Origin of the sequence: Micromonospora sp. CA-248260 (genome assembly GCF_050942205.1) — a bacterium.
Taxonomy (GTDB): domain Bacteria; phylum Actinomycetota; class Actinomycetes; order Mycobacteriales; family Micromonosporaceae; genus Micromonospora; species Micromonospora antibiotica.
The window spans coordinates 3,197,484-3,215,445 of record NZ_CP192021.1 but is presented as its reverse complement, the minus strand read 5'-3'; the positions used below and the strand labels follow the sequence as shown (position 1 = coordinate 3,215,445).

Genomic DNA, 17,962 nt, shown 5'->3' with positions numbered 1-17,962 from the left:
GTCAGCTCCTGCCTCTGCCGGTACGCGCCGCCGGGGCCTGCGGACCACGAGGCGCCGGGTCCTGCGGACCACGAGGCGCCGGGTCCTGCGGACCACCGTCCGGCGGGTCCGGCGGCACCCGGGGCGGCGCACCACCGGCGCCGCCCCGACCTCCGTCGGAGCCCACCGGTTCGGCCAGTTCGAAGACCACGGTCCCCCCGCTGCCGTGCGCCTCGACCCAGCTCCAACGGGGAAAACCCGTCTCGTGCGGCGACAGCAGGTGCCACGGCTGCGTCCCGTCGATCTGGTCGACCAGGTCGAGGGCCACCTCGGCGGCGCAGGTCGGGCACCGGACCGGGCGGTCCCCCGGGTGGACCCGGTGGACCTCGTCCTGCCGGCCGCAACCGAGGCAGCTCCAGCCGCGCAACACCGTCAGCGGCAGGCGCAGCACCACCTCGTCGTCGGCCCGCGCCGTCCGCCACCGCTCGAGGATGTCGACCCACCGGTCGGTGGCCCACGAGCCGGGGCTCCCGGTCGGCACCGCCGGGGTCGGGTGCAGCAGGCAGTCCGGGTTCACCGGGATGCCGACCTGCCAGAACCGGTCGTAGGCGAGGTCGAAGCGCAGTTCGTGGCCGATCGGCACGGTCATGTCGTGCCGGTCACGGCTGAGCCACCGCATCGCCTGCTGCGCCATCGCCGCCCCGACGGTGGCGGCGACGGTCGGGGTGGTGGGCACCCCCCGGGCCGTCTCGGCACGGACCCGGTAGGCCAGGCAGGAGTGGCGCAGGGCGAGGTCCCGCAGGTCCTCGTCGGTCAGCCCGCAGACGTAGCACGGGCCGTCCGGCGGCAGGTAGAGGCGCACCGCGCCCTCCCAGGTGGTGAGGCCGCCGTCGATCAGCAGGACACCGGCCTGCCCGGCGAGTTGGCCGAGCGCCACCCGGGCGGCCACGTTGTCCAGACAGCCGAGCACCACGTCGGCGCGGTGGAGCAGACCGGCCCCGAGACCCGTGCGCAGGTCGTCGGCGATCACGTCGACCTGACAGTCCGGGTTGAGTTCACCGGCGGCCCGTACGACGGCGTCCACCTTGGCGGCGCCGACGTCGGACGGTCGGTAGAGCACCGACCGGGAGAGGTTGCCGACCTCGACCGTGTCGAGGTCGACGACGGTGATCGTGCCCCAGCCGAGCAGGAGGAGGTTCTTCAGCACCTCGTTGCCGAGGGCACCCGCGCCGGCGACCACGGCGTGCGCGCCACGTACCTCGTCCTGGTCCCACCACTCGATGTCGGCCAGCCGGGAGTAGCGGTCCTGGGTCATGTGGTCACCACCCGACCCACCGGCACCGGAACCGGAACCATGTGGCAGTCGCGCGAGTAACACCGCGCGCCACGCAGGTACTCCCAGCAGTCCTCGCAGTAGCCCTCACCGCACAGGGGGCAGAGCACCACCTCCGCGTCGACGGTGAAGGTGGTGTGGCACTGCTGGCAACGGTGCCCGACCAGCACGTGCCCGGTGGGCAGTCGCAGCTGACGGACCTCGGAGAACCACGCCAACTGACCGGCGAAGGCCACCCGGTCACCGTGGTGCAGGACGGCGAGTCCGATGATCCGTCGACCGTTGCGGACGACGTCCACCCCGTCCGGAATGATCAACGAGTGGCCCGCCCGGGACCGGGCGAGCCAGACCCCCGCGCCGTCTCCCGCGGTGTCCCGCAGCTCGGCGGTGGGCAGTCCCGCGCACGGCAGGTAGCCGTGCGTCCCCCGTTGGGGCAGCTGCACGGTGAAGTCGTCGAAGTCGAGGTACGGACCGACGGCGGGGATCTCGATCATCAGCACCCTCCACGACCGGTTCCGGAGCAGCACCCGCGCGGCGGTGACCGGGGGCCGGTGGATCCGTGCCACCCGGAGCACCTCACGCACGGTGTGCGTAGGGAGACCCAGTGTTCTATGAGGATGCAAGTGCGGGGATCGACCGATGGTCCAGTGAGGACTGTCGACACAGCCCGGGCGGGTGACCCGACGGCAGTTTCCCGGCGGCGGGCCGGCCGCAGCGGGCCGGCAAGGCGACCGACCCGGCGGCGGTACGGCGGCCCGGACCTGCTGGATCGGCATGGGCGGGGGCTCTCGGCCGGCGGACCGCACCACCCGTCCCCCGCCGACTGACCGGTCGGCGGGGGCACTGTCGGATCAGCGTCAGTCCGCCGTGTAGCCGTGCGTCACGATCCGCGCGGCGGTCTCCTCGTAACCCTCCCCCTCGGGGGCGAAGGTGCCCAGGCCGTCGACGTACCGGTTGAACATGCAGAACGCGGCGGCGATCAGCACCGTGTCGTGGATCTCCAGGTCGGTGCCGCCCTCGGCGCGGGCCGCCTCGACCAGCTCGGTGGTGACCTGCCGGCCACCGGCCTGCACCGCCGCCGCGATCCGCAGCAGGGCGCGCAGCTTCGCGCTGACCGGCGCGGTGTCCAGGTCGGCCCGCACCTGGTCGACCAGGGTCATCCCGGTGGGCAGCTGGGCGGCGGCGAACGCCGAGTGGGAGGCGCAGCAGAACCGGCACTCGTTGAGCCCCGAGACGTAGGCGGCGATCAGCTCCCGCTCACCCGGCGTCAACGTCGGGTGCGGGGTGCGCAACAACACCTCGGCCAGCTCGTTCAGCGGCTTCGCGGTCTCCGGCCGGTACCGCATCGGCCCGGTGATCCCCGGAAACGCCTTCTCGTCGAGACCCAGATCGATGTGCGCCACCGGCACCTCCTGACTCGTCGGCCGCCCCGGGCGGGCTGCCGTCGCACCAGGGTGCCAGCTCCGCGGCCCCCGCTCATCTTCCGGAGTGCTCGACCGGACCGACCGGCGCCGACGGTGGCCCGACCGGAAGAGGTCAGCCGACCAGGAAGATCACCGCGAGCCAACCCACCACGATGACGACCAACGCCACGGTCAGCACCCAGGTCGGCACCGTGTACTCGCCCCGGCGGTTGCGGGCGATCTCGTCGCGGATCTTCGCCCGGCGACGATCGATCCAGTTGAGCCGCTGGGTGTCGCCGCTCTCGCGGTCGGCGGGTTCGGAAGTGTTCATCGCCCCGCCAGCGTACCGGTGGGGTCGACGGTCGGTGCCGGCCGTCGACCCCACCGGGTCACATGCTGGCGATCAGGCGTTCGACCCGCTCGTCGTACGCGCGGAACGGGTCCTTGCAGAGCACGGTGCGCTGCGCCTGGTCGTTGAGCTTCAGGTGCACCCAGTCGACGGTGAAGTCACGCCGCTTCTCCTGGGCGTGCCTGATGAACTCGCCGCGCAGCCGGGCCCGGGTGGTCTGCGGCGGCGTCTCCTTGGCCTCGAAGATCTCCGGGTCGGTGGCCACCCGGTCCACCTGACCGCGCCGCTCCAGCAGCCCGTACAGGCCCCGGCCCCGGCGCAGGTCGTGATAGGCCAGGTCCATCTGCGCCACCCGGGGGTGCGACAGCGGCAGGTCGTGCTTGCGCTGGTAACGCTCGATCAACCGGAGCTTGCTCACCCAGTCGATCTCCCGGGCCACCGGGTCGAGGTTGCCGTCCTCCACCGCGTTGAGCACCCGGCCCCACAGCTCCACCACCCGCTTGGCGGTCTGGTCGCCACCGCGGCGCTCGACGAACTCGGTGGCCCGCGCCAGGTATTCCTGTTGGATCTCCAGCGCGCTGACCTCCTTGCCGGAGGCGAGCCGCACCTTGCGCCGGCCGGTGATGTCGTGTGACACCTCCCGGATGGCCCGGATCGGGTTCTCCAGCGACAGGTCACGCATCACCACGCCGGCCTCGATCATCCGCAGCACGATGTCGGCCGAGCCGACCTTGAGCAGCGTGGTGACCTCGTTCATGTTGGAGTCGCCGACGATGACGTGCAGCCGCCGGTAGCGCTCGGCGTCGGCGTGCGGCTCGTCGCGGGTGTTGATGATCGGCCGGCTGCGGGTGGTCGCCGAGGAGACGCCCTCCCAGATGTGCTCGGCCCGCTGGGACAGGCAGTAGACCGCCCCGCGCGGGGTCTGCAACACCTTGCCCGCCCCGCAGATCAGCTGCCGGGTGACCAGGAACGGGATGAGCACGTCGGCCAGCCGGCCGAACTCACCGTGCCGGGACACCAGGTAGTTCTCGTGGCAGCCGTACGAGTTGCCGGCCGAGTCGGTGTTGTTCTTGAACAGGTAGATCTCACCCGCGATGCCCTCGTCGTGCAGCCGCTTCTCCGCATCGACGAGCAGGCCCTCCAGGATCCGTTCACCGGCCCGGTCGTGGGCGACCAGGTCGGTGACCGAGTCGCACTCCGGAGTGGCGTACTCCGGGTGCGACCCGACGTCCAGGTAGAGCCGGGCCCCGTTGCGCAGGAACACGTTGCTCGACCGCCCCCAGGACACCACCCGACGAAACAGATACCGGGCGACCTCGTCGGGGGACAGCCGCCGCTGCCCGCGATAGGTGCAGGTGACGCCGTACTCGGTCTCGAGGCCGAAGATTCGCCGCTCCATGATGTGACACTAGCCGCCCGGAGGGTCGGTTCGTCACTGTCACAGCACAGGTAGTGTGCTTCGGTCGCTCAGATCCCGTCCGAGTACGACATTCCGTCCGGCCCCAGCCCGGCCACGAACGCCCGGCAGGCGGCGTAGTCCGGCAGCGTCCCCGCCGCGCGGACCTGCGCCAACGTCGGCGCCGCCGCGTCGCGGGCGGACAGTTGCGGCACCTCGGCCGGCCACTCGATGCCCAACTCCGGGTCGAGCGGGTGCACGGCGTGTTCCCCGGTCGGGTTGTAGGTGGTCGAGCAGAGGTAGGTCAGGGTCGCGTCGTCGCTCAACGCGCAGAAACCGTGCCCCAGCCCCTCGGCCAGATAGACCGCCCGCCGGTCGGTGTCGTCCAACCGGACGCCCTCCCAGCGGCCGAAGGTCGGCGAACCGGTGCGCAGGTCCACCACCACGTCGAGCACCGCGCCCCGGACGCAGGTGACGTACTTGGCCTGGCCGGGCGGGACGTCGGCGAAGTGGATGCCGCGCACCACACCCCGGCCGGAGATCGACAGGTTGGCCTGGGCCAGCCGCAGCGGGTGCCCCACCGCCTCGGCGAGCTGGTCGAACCGGTACCACTCCATGAACAGGCCGCGCGGGTCACCGTGCTGCTGCGGGGTGACCTCCCAGGCGCCCTCGATGCTCAGCGGGCGAATCTTCACCGCACCCCCTCCGTTACCGACTGGGCCGCGCGCAGCACCGCCTCGTCGTGCTTGTCGGCCAGCAGGCCCAGCAGGTAGTCACCGTAGCCGCTCTTGGTCAGCGGCTCGGCCAGGGCGCGCAGCTGCTCGTCGTCGAGCAGGCCGGCCCGCCAGCAGACCTCCTCGACGCAGCCGATCTTCATACCCTGCCGTTCCTCGATCACCCGGACGAACTCGCCGGCCTGCATCATCGAGGTGAAGGTGCCGGTGTCCAGCCAGGCGGTGCCCCGGTCCAGCACGGTCACCGACAGCTCACCGGCCCGCCGGTACGCCTCGTTGACCGCGGTGATCTCCAACTCGCCCCGGGCGCTCGGGGTGAGGTTGCCGGCGATCTCGACCACCCGGTTGTCGTAGAAGTACAGGCCCGGCACCGCGTAGCGGGACTTCGGCCGGGCCGGCTTCTCCTCGATCGACAGCACCCGGCCGTCGGCGTCGAAGTCGACCACCCCGTACGCCTCGGGGTTGGCGACCGGGTAGGCGAAGACCCGCCCGCCGACCAGGTCGCCGTTGTCGGCCAACTGCCGGCCGAGGCCGACGCCGTGGAAGATGTTGTCGCCCAGCACCAGCGCCACCGAGTCGTCGCCGATGAAGTCCGCGCCGAGCACGAACGCCTGCGCGATGCCGTCCGGGCGGGCCTGGGCGACGTACTCCAGCCGCAGCCCCCACTGGCTGCCGTCGCCGAGCAGCCGCTGGAACTGGTCCTGGTCCTCCGGGGTGGTGATCACCAGGATCTCCCGTACCCCGGACATCACCAGCGTCGACAGCGGGTAGTAGACCATCGGCTTGTCGAAGATCGGCATCAGTTGCTTGGACACCGCGCGGGTGATCGGCCACAGCCGGGACCCGGTGCCACCAGCGAGAAGGATTCCACGCACCGGGGGAGCCTACCGGGACCGGCGCGAACCGGACACCGGGGTCACGGTCCCCGGGTCGGCGGGCCGATGCGCGTACACTTCCGTCCCCGTGAGGATTCTCGTCACCGGCGGAGCCGGATTCATCGGGTCGGAGTACGTACGGATGCTGCTGGGTGTGCCCGGCGGTGACGCGTCCGGCGTGCCCGCGGTCGAACCCGCGACGGTGACCGTGCTGGACAAGCTGACCTACTCCGGCAACCTGGACAACCTCGCCCCGGTGCGCGAGGACCCCCGGCTGCGGTTCGTCCGGGGCGACATCTGCGACCCGGCGACGGTCGACGAGGTCGTCGCCGGCCAGGACGTGATCGTGCACTTCGCCGCCGAGTCGCACGTCGACCGGTCGATCGCCGGGGCCGCCCCGTTCGTCACCACCAACGTGCTGGGCACCCAGACCCTGCTGGACGCCGCGCTGCGGCACGGCACCGGCCGGTTCGTGCACGTCTCCACCGACGAGGTGTACGGCTCGATCGACTCCGGCTCCTGGACGGAGACCTGGCCGCTGGCCCCGAACTCGCCGTACTCGGCCTCGAAGGCCGGGTCCGACCTGCTGGCGCTGGCCTACCACCGGACCCACGGGATGGACGTGGTGGTGACCCGCTGCTCCAACAACTACGGGCCGTACCAGTTCCCGGAGAAGGTCGTCCCGTTGTTCGTGACCAACCTGCTCGACGGCGGCACGGTGCCGCTCTACGGCGACGGCGGCAACGTGCGTGACTGGCTGCACGTGCACGACCACTGCCGGGGCATCGCGATGGTGGCGCACGCCGGCCGCGCCGGTGAGGTCTACCACATCGGCGGCGGCACCGAGCTGAGCAACAAGGAGCTGACCGGGCGGCTGCTGGAGGCGTGCGACGCCGGCTGGGACCGGGTCGTCCCGGTGACCGACCGCAAGGGCCACGACCGCCGCTACTCGCTGGACATCAGCAAGATCAACACCGAGCTGGGGTACGCCCCGAGCATCGGCCTCGACGAGGGCCTGGCCCAGACCGTCGCCTGGTACCGGGACAACCGGGCCTGGTGGGAGCCGCTGAAGACGGCGCCTGCCGCATGACCCGGGTACTCGTCACCGGCGCGGGCGGCATGCTCGGCCGGGACCTGCTCACCGTGCTGGCCACCCGCAGCGACCTCAAGGTGACCGCCGCCACCCGCACCGACCTCGACATCACCGACGCCGAGGCGGTCCGGGCCGCGGTCGCCGGGCACGACGTGGTGCTCAACGCCGCCGCGTGGACCGACGTCGACGGCGCCGAGCGAGACGAGGCGGCGGCCACCGCGATCAACGGCGACGGGGTGGCCCACCTGGCCCGCGCCTGCGCCGGGCACGGCGCGCGGCTGCTGCACGTCTCCACCGACTACGTCTTCGCCGGTGACGCCGACACCCCCTACGCCGAGGACGCCCCCACCGACCCGATCAACGCGTACGGCCGCAGCAAGCTCGCCGGGGAGCGGGCAGTGGTCCGATTCCTCCCCGAAACCGGCTACCTGGTGCGGACCGCCTGGCTCTACGGGGCACACGGGCGCAACTTCGTCACCACCATGCTCGGCCTGGCCGCCACCCGGGAACACCTCGACGTGGTCGACGACCAGCACGGCCAACCCACCTGGTCGTACGCGCTGGCCACCCGGCTGGTCGCACTCGCCGACGCGGCCCTGGCCGACCGGGCCCCCGCCGGCACCTACCACGGCACCTGCACCGGCCAGACCACCTGGTACGGGCTGGCCCGCGCCGCCTTCACGCTGGCCGGGCTCGACCCCGACCGGGTCCGACCCACCACCAGCGACCGGTTTCCGCGTCCGGCCGCGCGACCCGCGTACAGTGTGCTAGGGCACGACCGGTGGGCCGCGGCCGGCCTGCCCCCGCTGCCGGACTGGCACGACGCGCTGTCCGACGCCTTCGCCTCCCCGACTGCACCCACCCCGTGGAAGGTCGCATGAAGCTCACCCTCGTCACCGGTCTGACCGGCCTGATCCTGCTCGCCACCATCGTCGAGCTGCTGCGCCGCCGGCAGCTCCGCGAGAAGTACGGCATGCTCTGGCTCGGCGTGCTGGTCATCGTCATCCCGTTGTCGCTGTTCCCCCGGTTGCTCGACAACGTGGCCGGCTTCTTCGGCGTGGTCTCCGGCGTCAGCCTCGTGCTGTTCCTCGGCATCGTCTTCCTGCTGCTGGTCTGCGTGCACCTGAGCTGGGAGGTCAGCGCGCTGGAGGAGGAGACCCGCACCCTGGCCGAGGACTTCGCCCTGCTCCGCGCGCAGATCGACGCGGAACGCGCCGCCCGGCTCGCCCAGGACGCGCAGCTCACCGCAGCCAACCGAGACGAACTGGTGTCCCACGATGGTTAACGGCAAGCGTGTCCTGATCATCATCCCGGCGCTCAACGAGTCCGGGTCGATCGCCGACGTGGTCGGCGAGGTCCGGGGCGAACTGCCCGGCGTCGACGTGCTGGTGGTCGACGACGGCTCCACCGACCGCACCGCCGCCGTGGCCGCCGCCGCCGGGGCCCGGGTCGCGAAGCTGCCGTACAACCTCGGGGTGGGCGGGGCGATGCGGCTCGGCTACCGCTACGCCCGGGACAACGACTACGACGTGGCGATCCAGATCGACGCCGACGGCCAGCACGACCCCCGGTACGTGCCCAAGCTGGTCGACCTGCTCGACGACAACGACCTGGTCATCGGCGCCCGGTTCGCCGGTGAGGGCGACTACTCGGTGCGCGGGCCCCGCCGCTGGGCGATGGTCATGCTGTCCGGGGTGCTCTCCCGGGTGGCCAAGACCCGGCTGACCGACACCACGTCCGGGTTCCGGGCCGCCAACCGGCGGGTCATCGAGATGTTCGCCGGCTGGTACCCGGCGGAGTACCTCGGCGACACGGTGGAGACCCTGGTGCACACCGCCCGGCGCGGCTACCGCATCCGTCAGGTGCCGGTGGCCATGCGCAAACGGATGGCCGGCACCCCCAGCCACTCCCCCGCCAAGGCGATGATCTACCTGGGTCGGGCCTTCGCGGTGCTCACGCTGGCGCTCATCCGCCGGTGATGCGGCGGCTGCTCCATCTCGTCCCGCCCGGCACCGTCGCCGTCGGAGGCGGGCTCGCCCTGCTCGGGCTCGCCTCCTACGTGCACCTCGCGGTCGCCGGACACGCCCTCGACCGCGCCGACTACTCCTCACTGTCGGTGCTCTGGTCGATCGTGTTCACCCTCGGCATCGGCGTGTTCATCCCCGTCGAGCAGGAGGTGGCCCGGGTCGTCGCCGCCCGCCGCAGCCAGGGGCTGCCCCCCGGCCCGGTGCTGGCCCGGGGAGCCACCGTCGCCGCCGCCGTGCTGGCGGTGCTGGTCGTGGCCACCCTCGTCGGGCGCCAGGCGCTCACCGACCGGCTCTTCGCCGGCGACGACACGATGGTCGCCGTGCTGATCGGCGCGCTGGTCGCGATGGCCGTCGCGTACACCACCCGGGGCGTGCTGTCCGGCCTTCAACTCTTCCCCTGGTACGGCACCCAGCTCGGCGTCGACGGCGGGGTACGCATCGCGCTGGTCGCCGGCCTCGGCGTCAGCGGCGTCACCGACCCGGTCTGGTACGGCGCGGTGCTGGTCGTCGCCCCGCTGCTGTCGGTGCTGGTGACCCTCCCGCCGGTACTGCGGGCCGTCGGCGGCGGCCTCCCGGTGGCCTGGGGCACCCTGCTGCGCGGCCTCGGCCTGCTCACCGTCTCCAGCCTGCTCTCCCAGGTCGTGGTCAACATCGGCGTGATCAACGTCCGGCTGCTCGACCCGGCCGACGTGGCGACCGCCGGTGCGCTGCTCTCCGCCCTGGTGCTGGTCCGGATCCCGCTGTTCGTCTTCGGCTCGATGCAGGCGTCGCTGCTGCCCGGCCTGGCCACCACCGCCACCACCGGCGACGTGGTCGCTTTCCACCGCCTGCTGCGCCGGGCGCTCGGCGTGGTCACCGCCCTCGGTGTCGCCGGGGCGATCGGCGCGGTGGCGCTCGGCCCGTGGCTGGTGCACCGGCTCTTCGACGCCCCCGGCGTGCTCGGCCACGGCGACTTCGCCTGGCTGGCCGTCGGCACCCTCGCCTACCTGTGGGCGATGGTGCTCGGGCAGGCGCTGCTCGCCCTCGACCGGCACCGCGCCCAGGCCGTGTCGTGGACGATCGGGGTGGCCGCCCTGCTCGCCGTCACGGCCGTCCCGGCCCCCGTCGCGCTCCGCGTCGAACTGGCCTACGCCGTCGGCTCCGTCGTGGTGGCCGCCACCATGGCCGTCCTGCTGCTGCGCCGGGGTGCCCGCCCGGCCACCCCCACCCCCGGCCGGCCGCTCGACGACGTGGTGGCCACCGGCGTCTCCGGAGGTCTGTAGATGTCCCGCCCCCAGGTGTCCGCGGTGATGCTCGCCTACGGTGCCGAGCCCTACCTGGTCGACGCCGCCCGCGCCGTGCTGGCCAGCACCGACGTCGAGATCGAGCTGATCGTGGTCGACAACGGCTGCACCGGTGACGGCATCGACGTGGTCAAGGGCTTCGCCGGGGTACGGGTGGTCCGGCCGGAGGAGAACACCGGCTACTCCGGCGGCTGCCGGGTCGGCGCCGCCGAGGCCACCGGTGAGTGGCTGGCCTTCGTCAACTCCGACGCCGTCGTCGCCCCCGACGCGCTGGCCCGGACGGTGGCGGTGGCCGGTGAGCCGGGCGTGGGCGCGGTGATGGCCTCGATCCGGCTCGCCGAGAACCCCGACCTGATCAACACCTCCGGCAACCCGCTGCACTACATCGGGCTGTCCTGGGCCGGCGGCAACGGCCAGCCCGCCAGCGCGCACGCCCGGCGGACCACGGTGCCGTCGATCAGCGGCTGCTGCTTCGTGATCAACCGGGCGCTCTGGCGGGAGCTGGACGGCTTCGCCGCCGAGTACTTCGCCTACCACGAGGACACCGAGATCAGCCTGCGGTTGTGGCAGCGCGGACTACGCCAGGAGTACGTCCCGGACGCCGTGGTGGTGCACCACTACGAGTTCTCCCGCAACAAGCTCAAGCACTACCTGCTGGAACGCAACCGCCTGATCTCGCTGCTCACCGCGTACGAGACGCGGACGCTGGTGGTGCTCGCCCCGATGCTGCTGCTGACCGAGGCGGCGATGCTGGTGGCCGCGCTGCTCGGCGGCTGGAGCCGGGAGAAGGCGCGCGGCTGGGGTTGGCTGTGGACCAACCGGGCCTGGGTGCGGGCCCGGCGTCGCCAGCTCCAGCAGGAGCGGATGGTCCCCGACGGCGTCATCGCCGAGCTGATGACCGCCAAGGTCGACCCGTCGAACGTCGAGTCGCCGCCCGGGATGAGCATCTTCAACGTCATCGCCGCCGGCTACTGGGCCCTGGCCAGGCCGCTGCTGCGCAGGGCCTGACCGTCACGCCGCCGCCGTGCCGCAGGGCACCGGCGGCGGGTGGGTCGACACGGACTGCGGCGGATGGCACCCACGCGCAGGGGCCGGGGTGTGCACCCCGGCCCCTGCGCGTGTCGCCGTCACGCTTCCGGCTTCTCCTGGGGCTGGCCCTCCAGGTCGGCCGAGCCCGCCGACGTGGTGGGCTTGTGCGCCTCCTCGGTCGGCACCGTCGGGGTCTTGGCCTGGCTGTCGGCCGGCGCGGCGTCACCCGCCGCGTCACCCTCCAGCAGCGCGGTCAGCGCCGCGCCGGTGATCCGTCGGAAGGTACGCCCCACCCGGGCACGGTCCAGGACCGCCACCTCGAGCTGGTTGGGGGCGATCGTCCGGGCCGCGCCGCCCTCGCCGCCGACGCTGCTCAGCGCCTTCATCGCCACCCTGACCGCCTCGCTGAGCGACAGGTCGGGGCGGTGCTCGGCCTTGAGCACGCCGGTGATCGCCTCGGCCTGACCGCCCATCGCCATCCGGCCCGGCTCGTCGTTGACCGAACCGTCGTAGGTGAGCCGGTACAGCTCGTCCTCCTCGACCGTGGCACCGACCTGCGCCACGCAGATCTCCACCTCGAACGGCTTGGACTGCTCGGTGAAGATCGCGCCCAGGGTCTGCGCGAACGCGTTGGCCAGGGCCCGGCCGGTCACGTCACGCCGGTCGTAGCTCAGGCCGTTGAGGTCGGCCATCCGCACCCCGGCGCGGCGCAGGTTCTCGAACTCGTTGTACCGGCCGACGGCGGCGAAGCCGATCCGGTCGTAGATCTCACTGACCTTGTGCAGGGCGCTGGAGAGGTTCTCCGCGACGAAGAGCACCCCGCCGGTGTAACTCAGGACCACCGCGCTGCGCCCCCGGGCGATGCCCTTGCGGGCCAGCTCGGAGCGGTCGCGCATGATCTGCTCGGGCGAGGCGTAGAACTGCATGGCCACGGCGGCGGTTCTCCTTCTGGCACTGTGCTGACGACTGGGGCTGGTGGGGGGTGGGACGGCGTCAGCCGCCCGGGTTCTCCATCCGCCCGGCGACGACGGCCTCGGCGATGGTGGCCGTCTCGGCCTCGGTGAGCCGGCGGGTGCCCTCGGCGGTCGCCGTCATCACCACCGGGTAGATCCGCCGGGTCAGGTCCGGCCCGCCGGTGGCCGTGTCGTCGTCGGCGGCGTCGTAGAGCGCCTCGACGGCGAGCCGGGTCGCGTCGTCGATCGACACGCCGGTGCGGTACCGCTTCTTGAGCGCGGACTTGGCGAAGAGCGAACCGGAGCCGATCGCGTCGTAGCCGGTCTCCTCGTAGGGGCCGCCGGTGACGTCGAAGCTGAAGATCCGCCCGGCGCGGGCCGGGTCCCGGGCGGCCAGGTCGAAGCCGGCGAAGAGCGGCACGACCGCCAGCCCCTGCATGGCCGCGCCGAGGTTGCCCCGGATCATCGAGGCGAGCCGGTTGGCCTTGCCGTCGAGGGAGAGCATCGCGCCCTCGATCTTCTCGTAGTGCTCCAGCTCCACCTGGAACAGTCGCATCAGCTCGATGCCGATGCCCGCCGTGCCGGCGATGCCGACCAGCGAGTACGCGTCGGCGGGGTGCACCTTCTCGATGTCGCGCTGCGCGATCAGGTTGCCCATGGTGGCCCGTCGGTCGCCGGCCAGCACCACACCACCGACGGCCGAGATGGCCACGATGGTGGTGGCGTGCGGCGCCAGGTCGGCGGCCATGCCCGGCGGTAGCGGCCGTCGGCCGGGCAGCATCTCGGGGGCCACCCGACTCAGGAAGGTCGTGAAGGAGGACGTCCCCGCGTTGGTGAACACATCTGGTAGACGCCCGGATGGATCAAAGCCCGCTGCCACGTGGTTCCTCTCAGGTACGTGATCGCCCTGGCCAGCCTCGTGGGACTGTCACGGAACTGGCCAAGACCACCGTTGCAGTTGAAGCAGAGTATCCCGCGCACCCATCCGGTGCGGTGATCGTGGTCCACATGTTGAGGATCTTCCACCCCGCAGACGGCACAGACGCCGCCCTGCTCGGCGAGCAGCTCCTGGAACTCCTTCTCGCCGATCCCGTAGCGGCGACGTAGGTGGTACTCGCGAGACCCGCCGTGCAACCGGAGCTTGCTCTCTTTACCCTTCTCGTTGTGGCAGGGCTTGCAGTATCGGCCGTAGCCGCCACGCCCCGACCGGTTACGGGGAAAGTCGTCGAGCGCCTTCGTCTCACCACACGTCGGGCAGCGACGGTGGCCATCCGGAACCATAGGTGGTTGGCGAACCTCCCGGCCATGCTTCTCTCTCGTCCGCTTGGCATAGCTCACCTTGGAACGCAGGTTGAAGCAAGGCTTGCAATAGCTACCCCGGCCATCTGGCCGACGGCTGTTCGCGCAGAACTCATCGAGCGGCTTCCACTCATCGCAGTCCCGGCAACGACGGTATCCCTCTCGATCATCGAGCGGATCAGGCATGTCCGATTTAAACGTTTATGCCCTATTCGCCCCCTTTCTGCACATAACCCCTGACAAATTCCTCGGCGTTCTCCTCCAGGACCGAGTCGATCTCGTCGAGCAGGTCGTCGACGTCCTCGGTGATCTCGGCGTGCCGCTCGGCGACCTCGGGATTGACCTCGGTGGTGACGTCGTCGATCTCCTCGGCCTGGTGCGACTTGCCCGACTGGGTCTGACCGCCCTCTTGTGAAGCCATCTCGCTGCCTCCTCCACGATCGTCTGCGATGAACTTACCTCGCGGAGACGACGAAAAGCCCGTCGCGCGCCGGCATCCGACGCACGACGGGCCGCCGTCACCGCGTCGACTCAGCCGCCGGTCAGCGTCTCCAGCAGATCCTTGGCGGTGTCGCACCTGTCGAACAGCGCTCCGACGTGCTGGCGGGTGCCCCGCTCCGGCTCCATCATCGGCACCCGCACCAGCGACTCCCGACCCACGTCGAAGATCACCGAGTCCCAGCTCGCCGCCACCACCTCGGAGGCGTACTGGGCCAGGCAGCGGCCCCGGAAGTAGGCCCGGGTGTCCTCCGGCGGCTCGGTCATCGCCCGGCGGGTCTGCTCGTCGTCCAGCAGGGTCTTCATCGAGCCCCGGGTCACCAGCCGGTGGTAGAGACCCTTCTCCGGCCGGACGTCGGAATACTGCAGGTCGACCAGCTGAAGCTTGTGCGAGCCCCAGCCCAGCTTCTCCCGCTCCCGGTAACCCTCCAGCAGCCGCAGCTTGGCCACCCAGTCCAGCTCGTCGGCGCAGAGGAACACGTCGCGGCCCAGCCGGTCCAGCACCTGCTCCCAGCGCTCCAGCACGTCCAGGGTCTGCGCGTCGGCGTCCGCGCCGTACCGCTCCTCCACGAAGGAACGCACCCGCTCGTAGTAGGCCCACTGCAGGTCCAGGGCGGTCAGCCGACGGCCGTCGCGCAACCGCATCCGGTGGGTCAGCGACGGGTCGTGGCTGACCGCGCGCAGCTCGGCGACCGGGTCGGCGATGCCCAGGTCGGCACCGAGCGCCTTCTCCTCGATCATGGTCAGGATCAGCGCGGTGGTGCCCACCTTGAGGTAGGTGGAGATCTCCGACAGGTTGGCGTCGCCGATGATGACGTGCAATCGGCGGTACTTGTCGGCGTCGGCGTGCGGCTCGTCGCGGGTGTTGATGATCGGCCGCTTGAGGGTGGTCTCCAACCCCACCTCGACCTCGAAGAAGTCCGCCCGCTGGGAGATCTGGAAGCCGCTCTGGCCGCCGTCCTGCCCGATGCCGACCCGGCCCGCGCCGCAGACGATCTGCCGGGTGACGAAGAACGGCGTCAGGTACGCCACGATGTCGGCGAAGGGGGTCTGCCGCCGCATCAGGTAGTTCTCGTGCGCGCCGTAGCTGGCGCCCTTGTTGTCGGTGTTGTTCTTGTAGAGGTGGATCGGCTGGGTGCCGGGGATGGTGGCCGCCCGCCGGGCCGCCTCGGCCATCACCCGCTCCCCCGCCTTGTCCCACCGCACCACGTCGAGGGGGTTGGTCACCTCGGGGGTGGAGTATTCCGGGTGTGCGTGGTCGACGTAGAGCCGGGCGCCGTTGGTGAGTATCACGTTGGCCAGGCCGAGGTCCTCGTCGGCGAGCGCCTCCGCCGGGTCGTAGGCGGCCCCGGAGTAGGTGAACCCCCGGGCGTCGCGCAGCGGCGACTCCTCCTCGTAGTCCCAGCGGGCCCGGCCGCCACGGTTGAGTTCCGGGCGCGCGCCGTACGCGTTGACCACCTGGGACGAGGTGACCATCGGGTTGGCTCCGGCCTGGCCGGGCACGGAGATCCCGTACTCGACCTCGGTGCCCATGATCCTTCTGACGCTCATCGACCTACCCGCTTCGCTCGCCTCACCCGGTCCGCCGTCATGTCGAGCGTAGTCCGCCTCACCGGGGAAGGGGGCACGCCGCTTCGGCCGGGTCGGGAGTGGCGGTCTCCAGGGTGGGCGGGGGCGGCTCGTCGGAGGGGGCCACGTCGCACTCGGGGACCGTCAACGGCACCCAGCTGAGCCGGTGCCGCAAGGCGGGCTCGTCGCGCAGCATCCGGTGTACCCGACGTTCGCCCTTGGGGTCGGAGGTGATGAACCGGACGGGGCCGGCCACCCGGCGGACGATGATGTCGGTGCGGTCCGGTTCGAGGAACGGCAGGCTGTAGATGCCCGGATCGGTGGCCGCCGTGGTGCCGTGCAGGGCCGACAGGCACAGCGAGATCAGGTAGGACCGCATCGGCCCCCGGTCGATGACCAGGGTGGTGGTGCCCGGCACCTCGGGATAGCGCTGTTGGGCGTCGGCGCACACCCAGGCCACTCTGGACGGCAGGGCGAGGTCCTGGTGGACCCACCGCTGCGCCCAGGTCTGCTCGTCGACCACGAGCAGGCTGCGGTGCCAGCCGGTGACCCCGCAGAGCGCCACCGCGACCGTCATGGTGAGTGCGGCGGCCAGCACCCCCGCCGTGGTGCTGCCGGCCCCCCGCCAACTCAGGGCGGGCCGGGGCACCGGCAGTAACCGGACCACCCCGGCGGTGCCGACGATGAGCAACGCGGTGGCCAGGTGGGTGCCCTTGACGAAGTAGTAGCCCGGGGTCACCCCGGCGTCGGTGTTGATCTGCGCGATGGTCAGCGGCAGGGCCGCGCCGACGACGCAGACCAGCAGCCAGCGCCGCCAGGCCGGATCGGCGCGGGCGACCTGGACGAGCAGGGCCACCCCGACGATGCCGCCGAGCCAGATCAGCGCCCGCCAGCCCTCGACGGCCTGGGACGAGCCGATGACCAGCGCCTCGGTCTGCCCGGCCCGCAGCACGCCGAGCAGCGGGGCGATCAGGGCGAGAGCGGCGCCGGCCAGGCCGACGGTCAGCACGGTGAACCACCGGCGCAGTGCCTCCCGCCAGTGGGTGAGCACCCAGCACAGGACCAGCACGGCGGCGGCGGGCAGGAAGAGGTAGTAGGTGAACCCGACGGCGGCGAGCAGGGCGCACAGCAGCACGACCTGCTCCCGGGTGCCGGGGACGGGCCGGGCGACCAGGGTGGCGATCAGGACGGTCAGGGTCAGCCCGAGCACCTCGGTGGGGTAGCCGGCGTTGAGCAGGCGGGGCAGCTGGGTGCCGAGCACCAGCGCGCCGACGACCACGGTCAGCACCGTGCGGTGCAGCAGGTGGATCGGGCCGGCCAGCCGTTGGGCTGCCCAGATCAGCACGAGGGTGAACAGTCCGAAGCCGGCGATGGTCCAGCCGAAGTAGTGGGCGACGAGGGCGTCGACGCGCGGCCCGGTGGGGGTCAGGAAGCCGTCGAGCAGGGCGGTGACCAGGTGCCAGCCCTGCGGATAGTAGATGAGCTGGGCGGTGATCTGCTCCCGGGCGGCGGCCGGGTCGACGAAGGTGTAGCCGTCGAGGCGGCCCATGGCGTCGAACAGCGCCAGGTGCCGCCAGTTGTCCTCGCCCGCGCCGAGGACGGTGAGCCGGTCGGCGAGGTCGGTGGCTCGCTGCCAGGGTTGCCGCAGGTAGACCACCATGGCGGCGGCGCCGGCCAGCGGGAACAGGTCGGCCCAGCCGGGCCGGGGCAACCGGGGGCGGCGGCGTAGCACGGCGGCGGCGAGGACGAGCCCGGTGAGGGCGGTCCCGGTGAGCGGCACCGGCCGCATCCCCCAGGGCCAGACCGGGAAGACCAGGCCACCGATCGCGGTCAGGCCGAGCAGCAGGCCCAGGGCGAGCATCAGCCGGTCGAGCAGGGTACGGCCGCCGCGCAGCAGGCTGGCCGTGGCGATCAGCACGACCGGGGGCAGGAGCCAGTCCCGGTGCAGGGCGTGTCCGGCGAGGGGTACGGCCCATGCGGCGACCAGCGCGGCGAGCAGGAGCGGGATCCACCGCCAACGGCGGGCCGGCCGGCGCGGCGCGACGGTGGGGGGTGTCTGATCCACCGCCGGGGACAGCGGCGGATCGGCGACGGTGAGCTCGGGCGGCACGCGGTTCCTCGGAGTCGACTACGCGGTCGGGG

The 17,962-nt window shown here is 71.9% G+C and carries 19 protein-coding genes; 6 read left to right on the top strand and 13 right to left on the bottom strand.

All coding sequences use genetic code 11. The features are described from left to right. Position 1: 1 nt before the first annotated feature. From ACQP2H_RS14240 to rfbA, 7 genes are all read right to left on the bottom strand, one after another. Positions 2-1,294 (bottom strand): ThiF family adenylyltransferase, encoded by a 1,293-nt coding sequence (locus tag ACQP2H_RS14240; RefSeq protein ID WP_433233131.1) that lies wholly within the window; start codon positions 1,292-1,294, stop codon positions 2-4. Further along, positions 1,291-1,878 (bottom strand): hypothetical protein, encoded by a 588-nt coding sequence (locus tag ACQP2H_RS14235; protein ID WP_219461518.1) that lies wholly within the window; start codon positions 1,876-1,878, stop codon positions 1,291-1,293. Before ACQP2H_RS14235 ends, ACQP2H_RS14240 begins: the two co-directional genes overlap by 4 nt. Before the next feature lie 291 nt (positions 1,879-2,169). Next, entirely contained in the window at positions 2,170-2,715 is a 546-nt protein-coding gene (locus tag ACQP2H_RS14230; RefSeq protein ID WP_219461514.1) for a carboxymuconolactone decarboxylase family protein, read from the bottom strand. Positions 2,716-2,848: 133 nt separating this feature from the next. Beyond that, positions 2,849-3,046: a hypothetical protein gene (locus tag ACQP2H_RS14225; protein ID WP_208566147.1), complete on the bottom strand. Its 198-nt coding sequence runs from the start codon at positions 3,044-3,046 to the stop codon at positions 2,849-2,851. Between the two features lie 58 nt (positions 3,047-3,104). Further along, positions 3,105-4,463: a Pup--protein ligase gene (gene pafA / locus ACQP2H_RS14220; RefSeq protein WP_208566148.1), complete on the bottom strand. Its 1,359-nt coding sequence runs from the start codon at positions 4,461-4,463 to the stop codon at positions 3,105-3,107. 68 nt (positions 4,464-4,531) lie between these two features. Further along, on the bottom strand, positions 4,532-5,155 hold the full coding sequence (rfbC, locus tag ACQP2H_RS14215; protein WP_208566149.1) for a dTDP-4-dehydrorhamnose 3,5-epimerase: 624 nt from the start codon (positions 5,153-5,155) through the stop codon (positions 4,532-4,534). Further along, the gene (gene rfbA / locus ACQP2H_RS14210; protein WP_208566150.1) at positions 5,152-6,069 is read right to left on the bottom strand and encodes a glucose-1-phosphate thymidylyltransferase RfbA; all 918 of its coding nucleotides are present in this window, start codon (positions 6,067-6,069) and stop codon (positions 5,152-5,154) included. Before rfbA ends, rfbC begins: the two co-directional genes overlap by 4 nt. 88 nt (positions 6,070-6,157) lie before the next feature. Here rfbA and rfbB point away from each other — a divergent pair, with 88 nt between their 5' ends. Genes rfbB through ACQP2H_RS14180 form a run of 6 tightly spaced genes read left to right on the top strand, consistent with a single transcriptional unit; the run spans position 6,158 to position 11,480 of the window. Continuing rightward, positions 6,158-7,159, top strand: coding sequence for a dTDP-glucose 4,6-dehydratase (gene rfbB / locus ACQP2H_RS14205; protein WP_208566151.1), 1,002 nt, complete (start codon positions 6,158-6,160; stop codon positions 7,157-7,159). Further along, on the top strand, positions 7,156-8,043 hold the full coding sequence (gene rfbD, locus ACQP2H_RS14200; RefSeq protein ID WP_433233127.1) for a dTDP-4-dehydrorhamnose reductase: 888 nt from the start codon (positions 7,156-7,158) through the stop codon (positions 8,041-8,043). Before rfbB ends, rfbD begins: the two co-directional genes overlap by 4 nt. Further along, positions 8,040-8,447 (top strand): DUF2304 domain-containing protein, encoded by a 408-nt coding sequence (locus ACQP2H_RS14195; protein WP_244251851.1) that lies wholly within the window; start codon positions 8,040-8,042, stop codon positions 8,445-8,447. Before rfbD ends, ACQP2H_RS14195 begins: the two co-directional genes overlap by 4 nt. Continuing rightward, on the top strand, positions 8,440-9,141 hold the full coding sequence (locus ACQP2H_RS14190; RefSeq protein WP_145920205.1) for a glycosyltransferase family 2 protein: 702 nt from the start codon (positions 8,440-8,442) through the stop codon (positions 9,139-9,141). Before ACQP2H_RS14195 ends, ACQP2H_RS14190 begins: the two co-directional genes overlap by 8 nt. Next, entirely contained in the window at positions 9,141-10,451 is a 1,311-nt protein-coding gene (locus tag ACQP2H_RS14185; protein WP_357533667.1) for a lipopolysaccharide biosynthesis protein, read from the top strand. Before ACQP2H_RS14190 ends, ACQP2H_RS14185 begins: the two co-directional genes overlap by 1 nt. Next, complete coding sequence (locus ACQP2H_RS14180) at positions 10,452-11,480, top strand: glycosyltransferase family 2 protein (protein WP_208566154.1); 1,029 nt, start codon at positions 10,452-10,454, stop codon at positions 11,478-11,480. It begins immediately after the preceding gene. 119 nt (positions 11,481-11,599) lie between these two features. On the opposite strand, the gene prcA is transcribed toward ACQP2H_RS14180, so the two are convergent. The 6 genes from prcA to ACQP2H_RS14150 form a co-directional block, all read right to left on the bottom strand. Next, positions 11,600-12,433: a proteasome subunit alpha gene (gene prcA, locus ACQP2H_RS14175; protein WP_363819292.1), complete on the bottom strand. Its 834-nt coding sequence runs from the start codon at positions 12,431-12,433 to the stop codon at positions 11,600-11,602. Positions 12,434-12,494: 61 nt separating this feature from the next. Beyond that, positions 12,495-13,334, bottom strand: a complete 840-nt coding sequence (prcB, locus tag ACQP2H_RS14170) for a proteasome subunit beta (RefSeq protein ID WP_219461492.1) — start codon at positions 13,332-13,334, stop codon at positions 12,495-12,497. Further along, entirely contained in the window at positions 13,253-13,735 is a 483-nt protein-coding gene (locus tag ACQP2H_RS14165) for an endonuclease VII domain-containing protein (RefSeq protein ID WP_433233538.1), read from the bottom strand. The genes prcB and ACQP2H_RS14165 overlap by 82 nt, the downstream gene beginning before the upstream one ends. A gap of 226 nt (positions 13,736-13,961) precedes the next feature. Continuing rightward, positions 13,962-14,174, bottom strand: a complete 213-nt coding sequence (locus tag ACQP2H_RS14160; RefSeq protein ID WP_204924405.1) for a ubiquitin-like protein Pup — start codon at positions 14,172-14,174, stop codon at positions 13,962-13,964. 110 nt (positions 14,175-14,284) lie between these two features. After that, positions 14,285-15,802 carry a depupylase/deamidase Dop gene (dop, locus tag ACQP2H_RS14155; protein ID WP_357017429.1) on the bottom strand — a complete coding sequence of 506 codons (1,518 nt, stop codon included), beginning with the start codon at positions 15,800-15,802 and terminating at the stop codon, positions 14,285-14,287. A 58-nt stretch (positions 15,803-15,860) separates the two neighbouring features. Then, positions 15,861-17,930, bottom strand: coding sequence for a hypothetical protein (locus ACQP2H_RS14150; protein ID WP_357533677.1), 2,070 nt, complete (start codon positions 17,928-17,930; stop codon positions 15,861-15,863). Between the last annotated feature and the right edge of the window lie 32 nt (positions 17,931-17,962).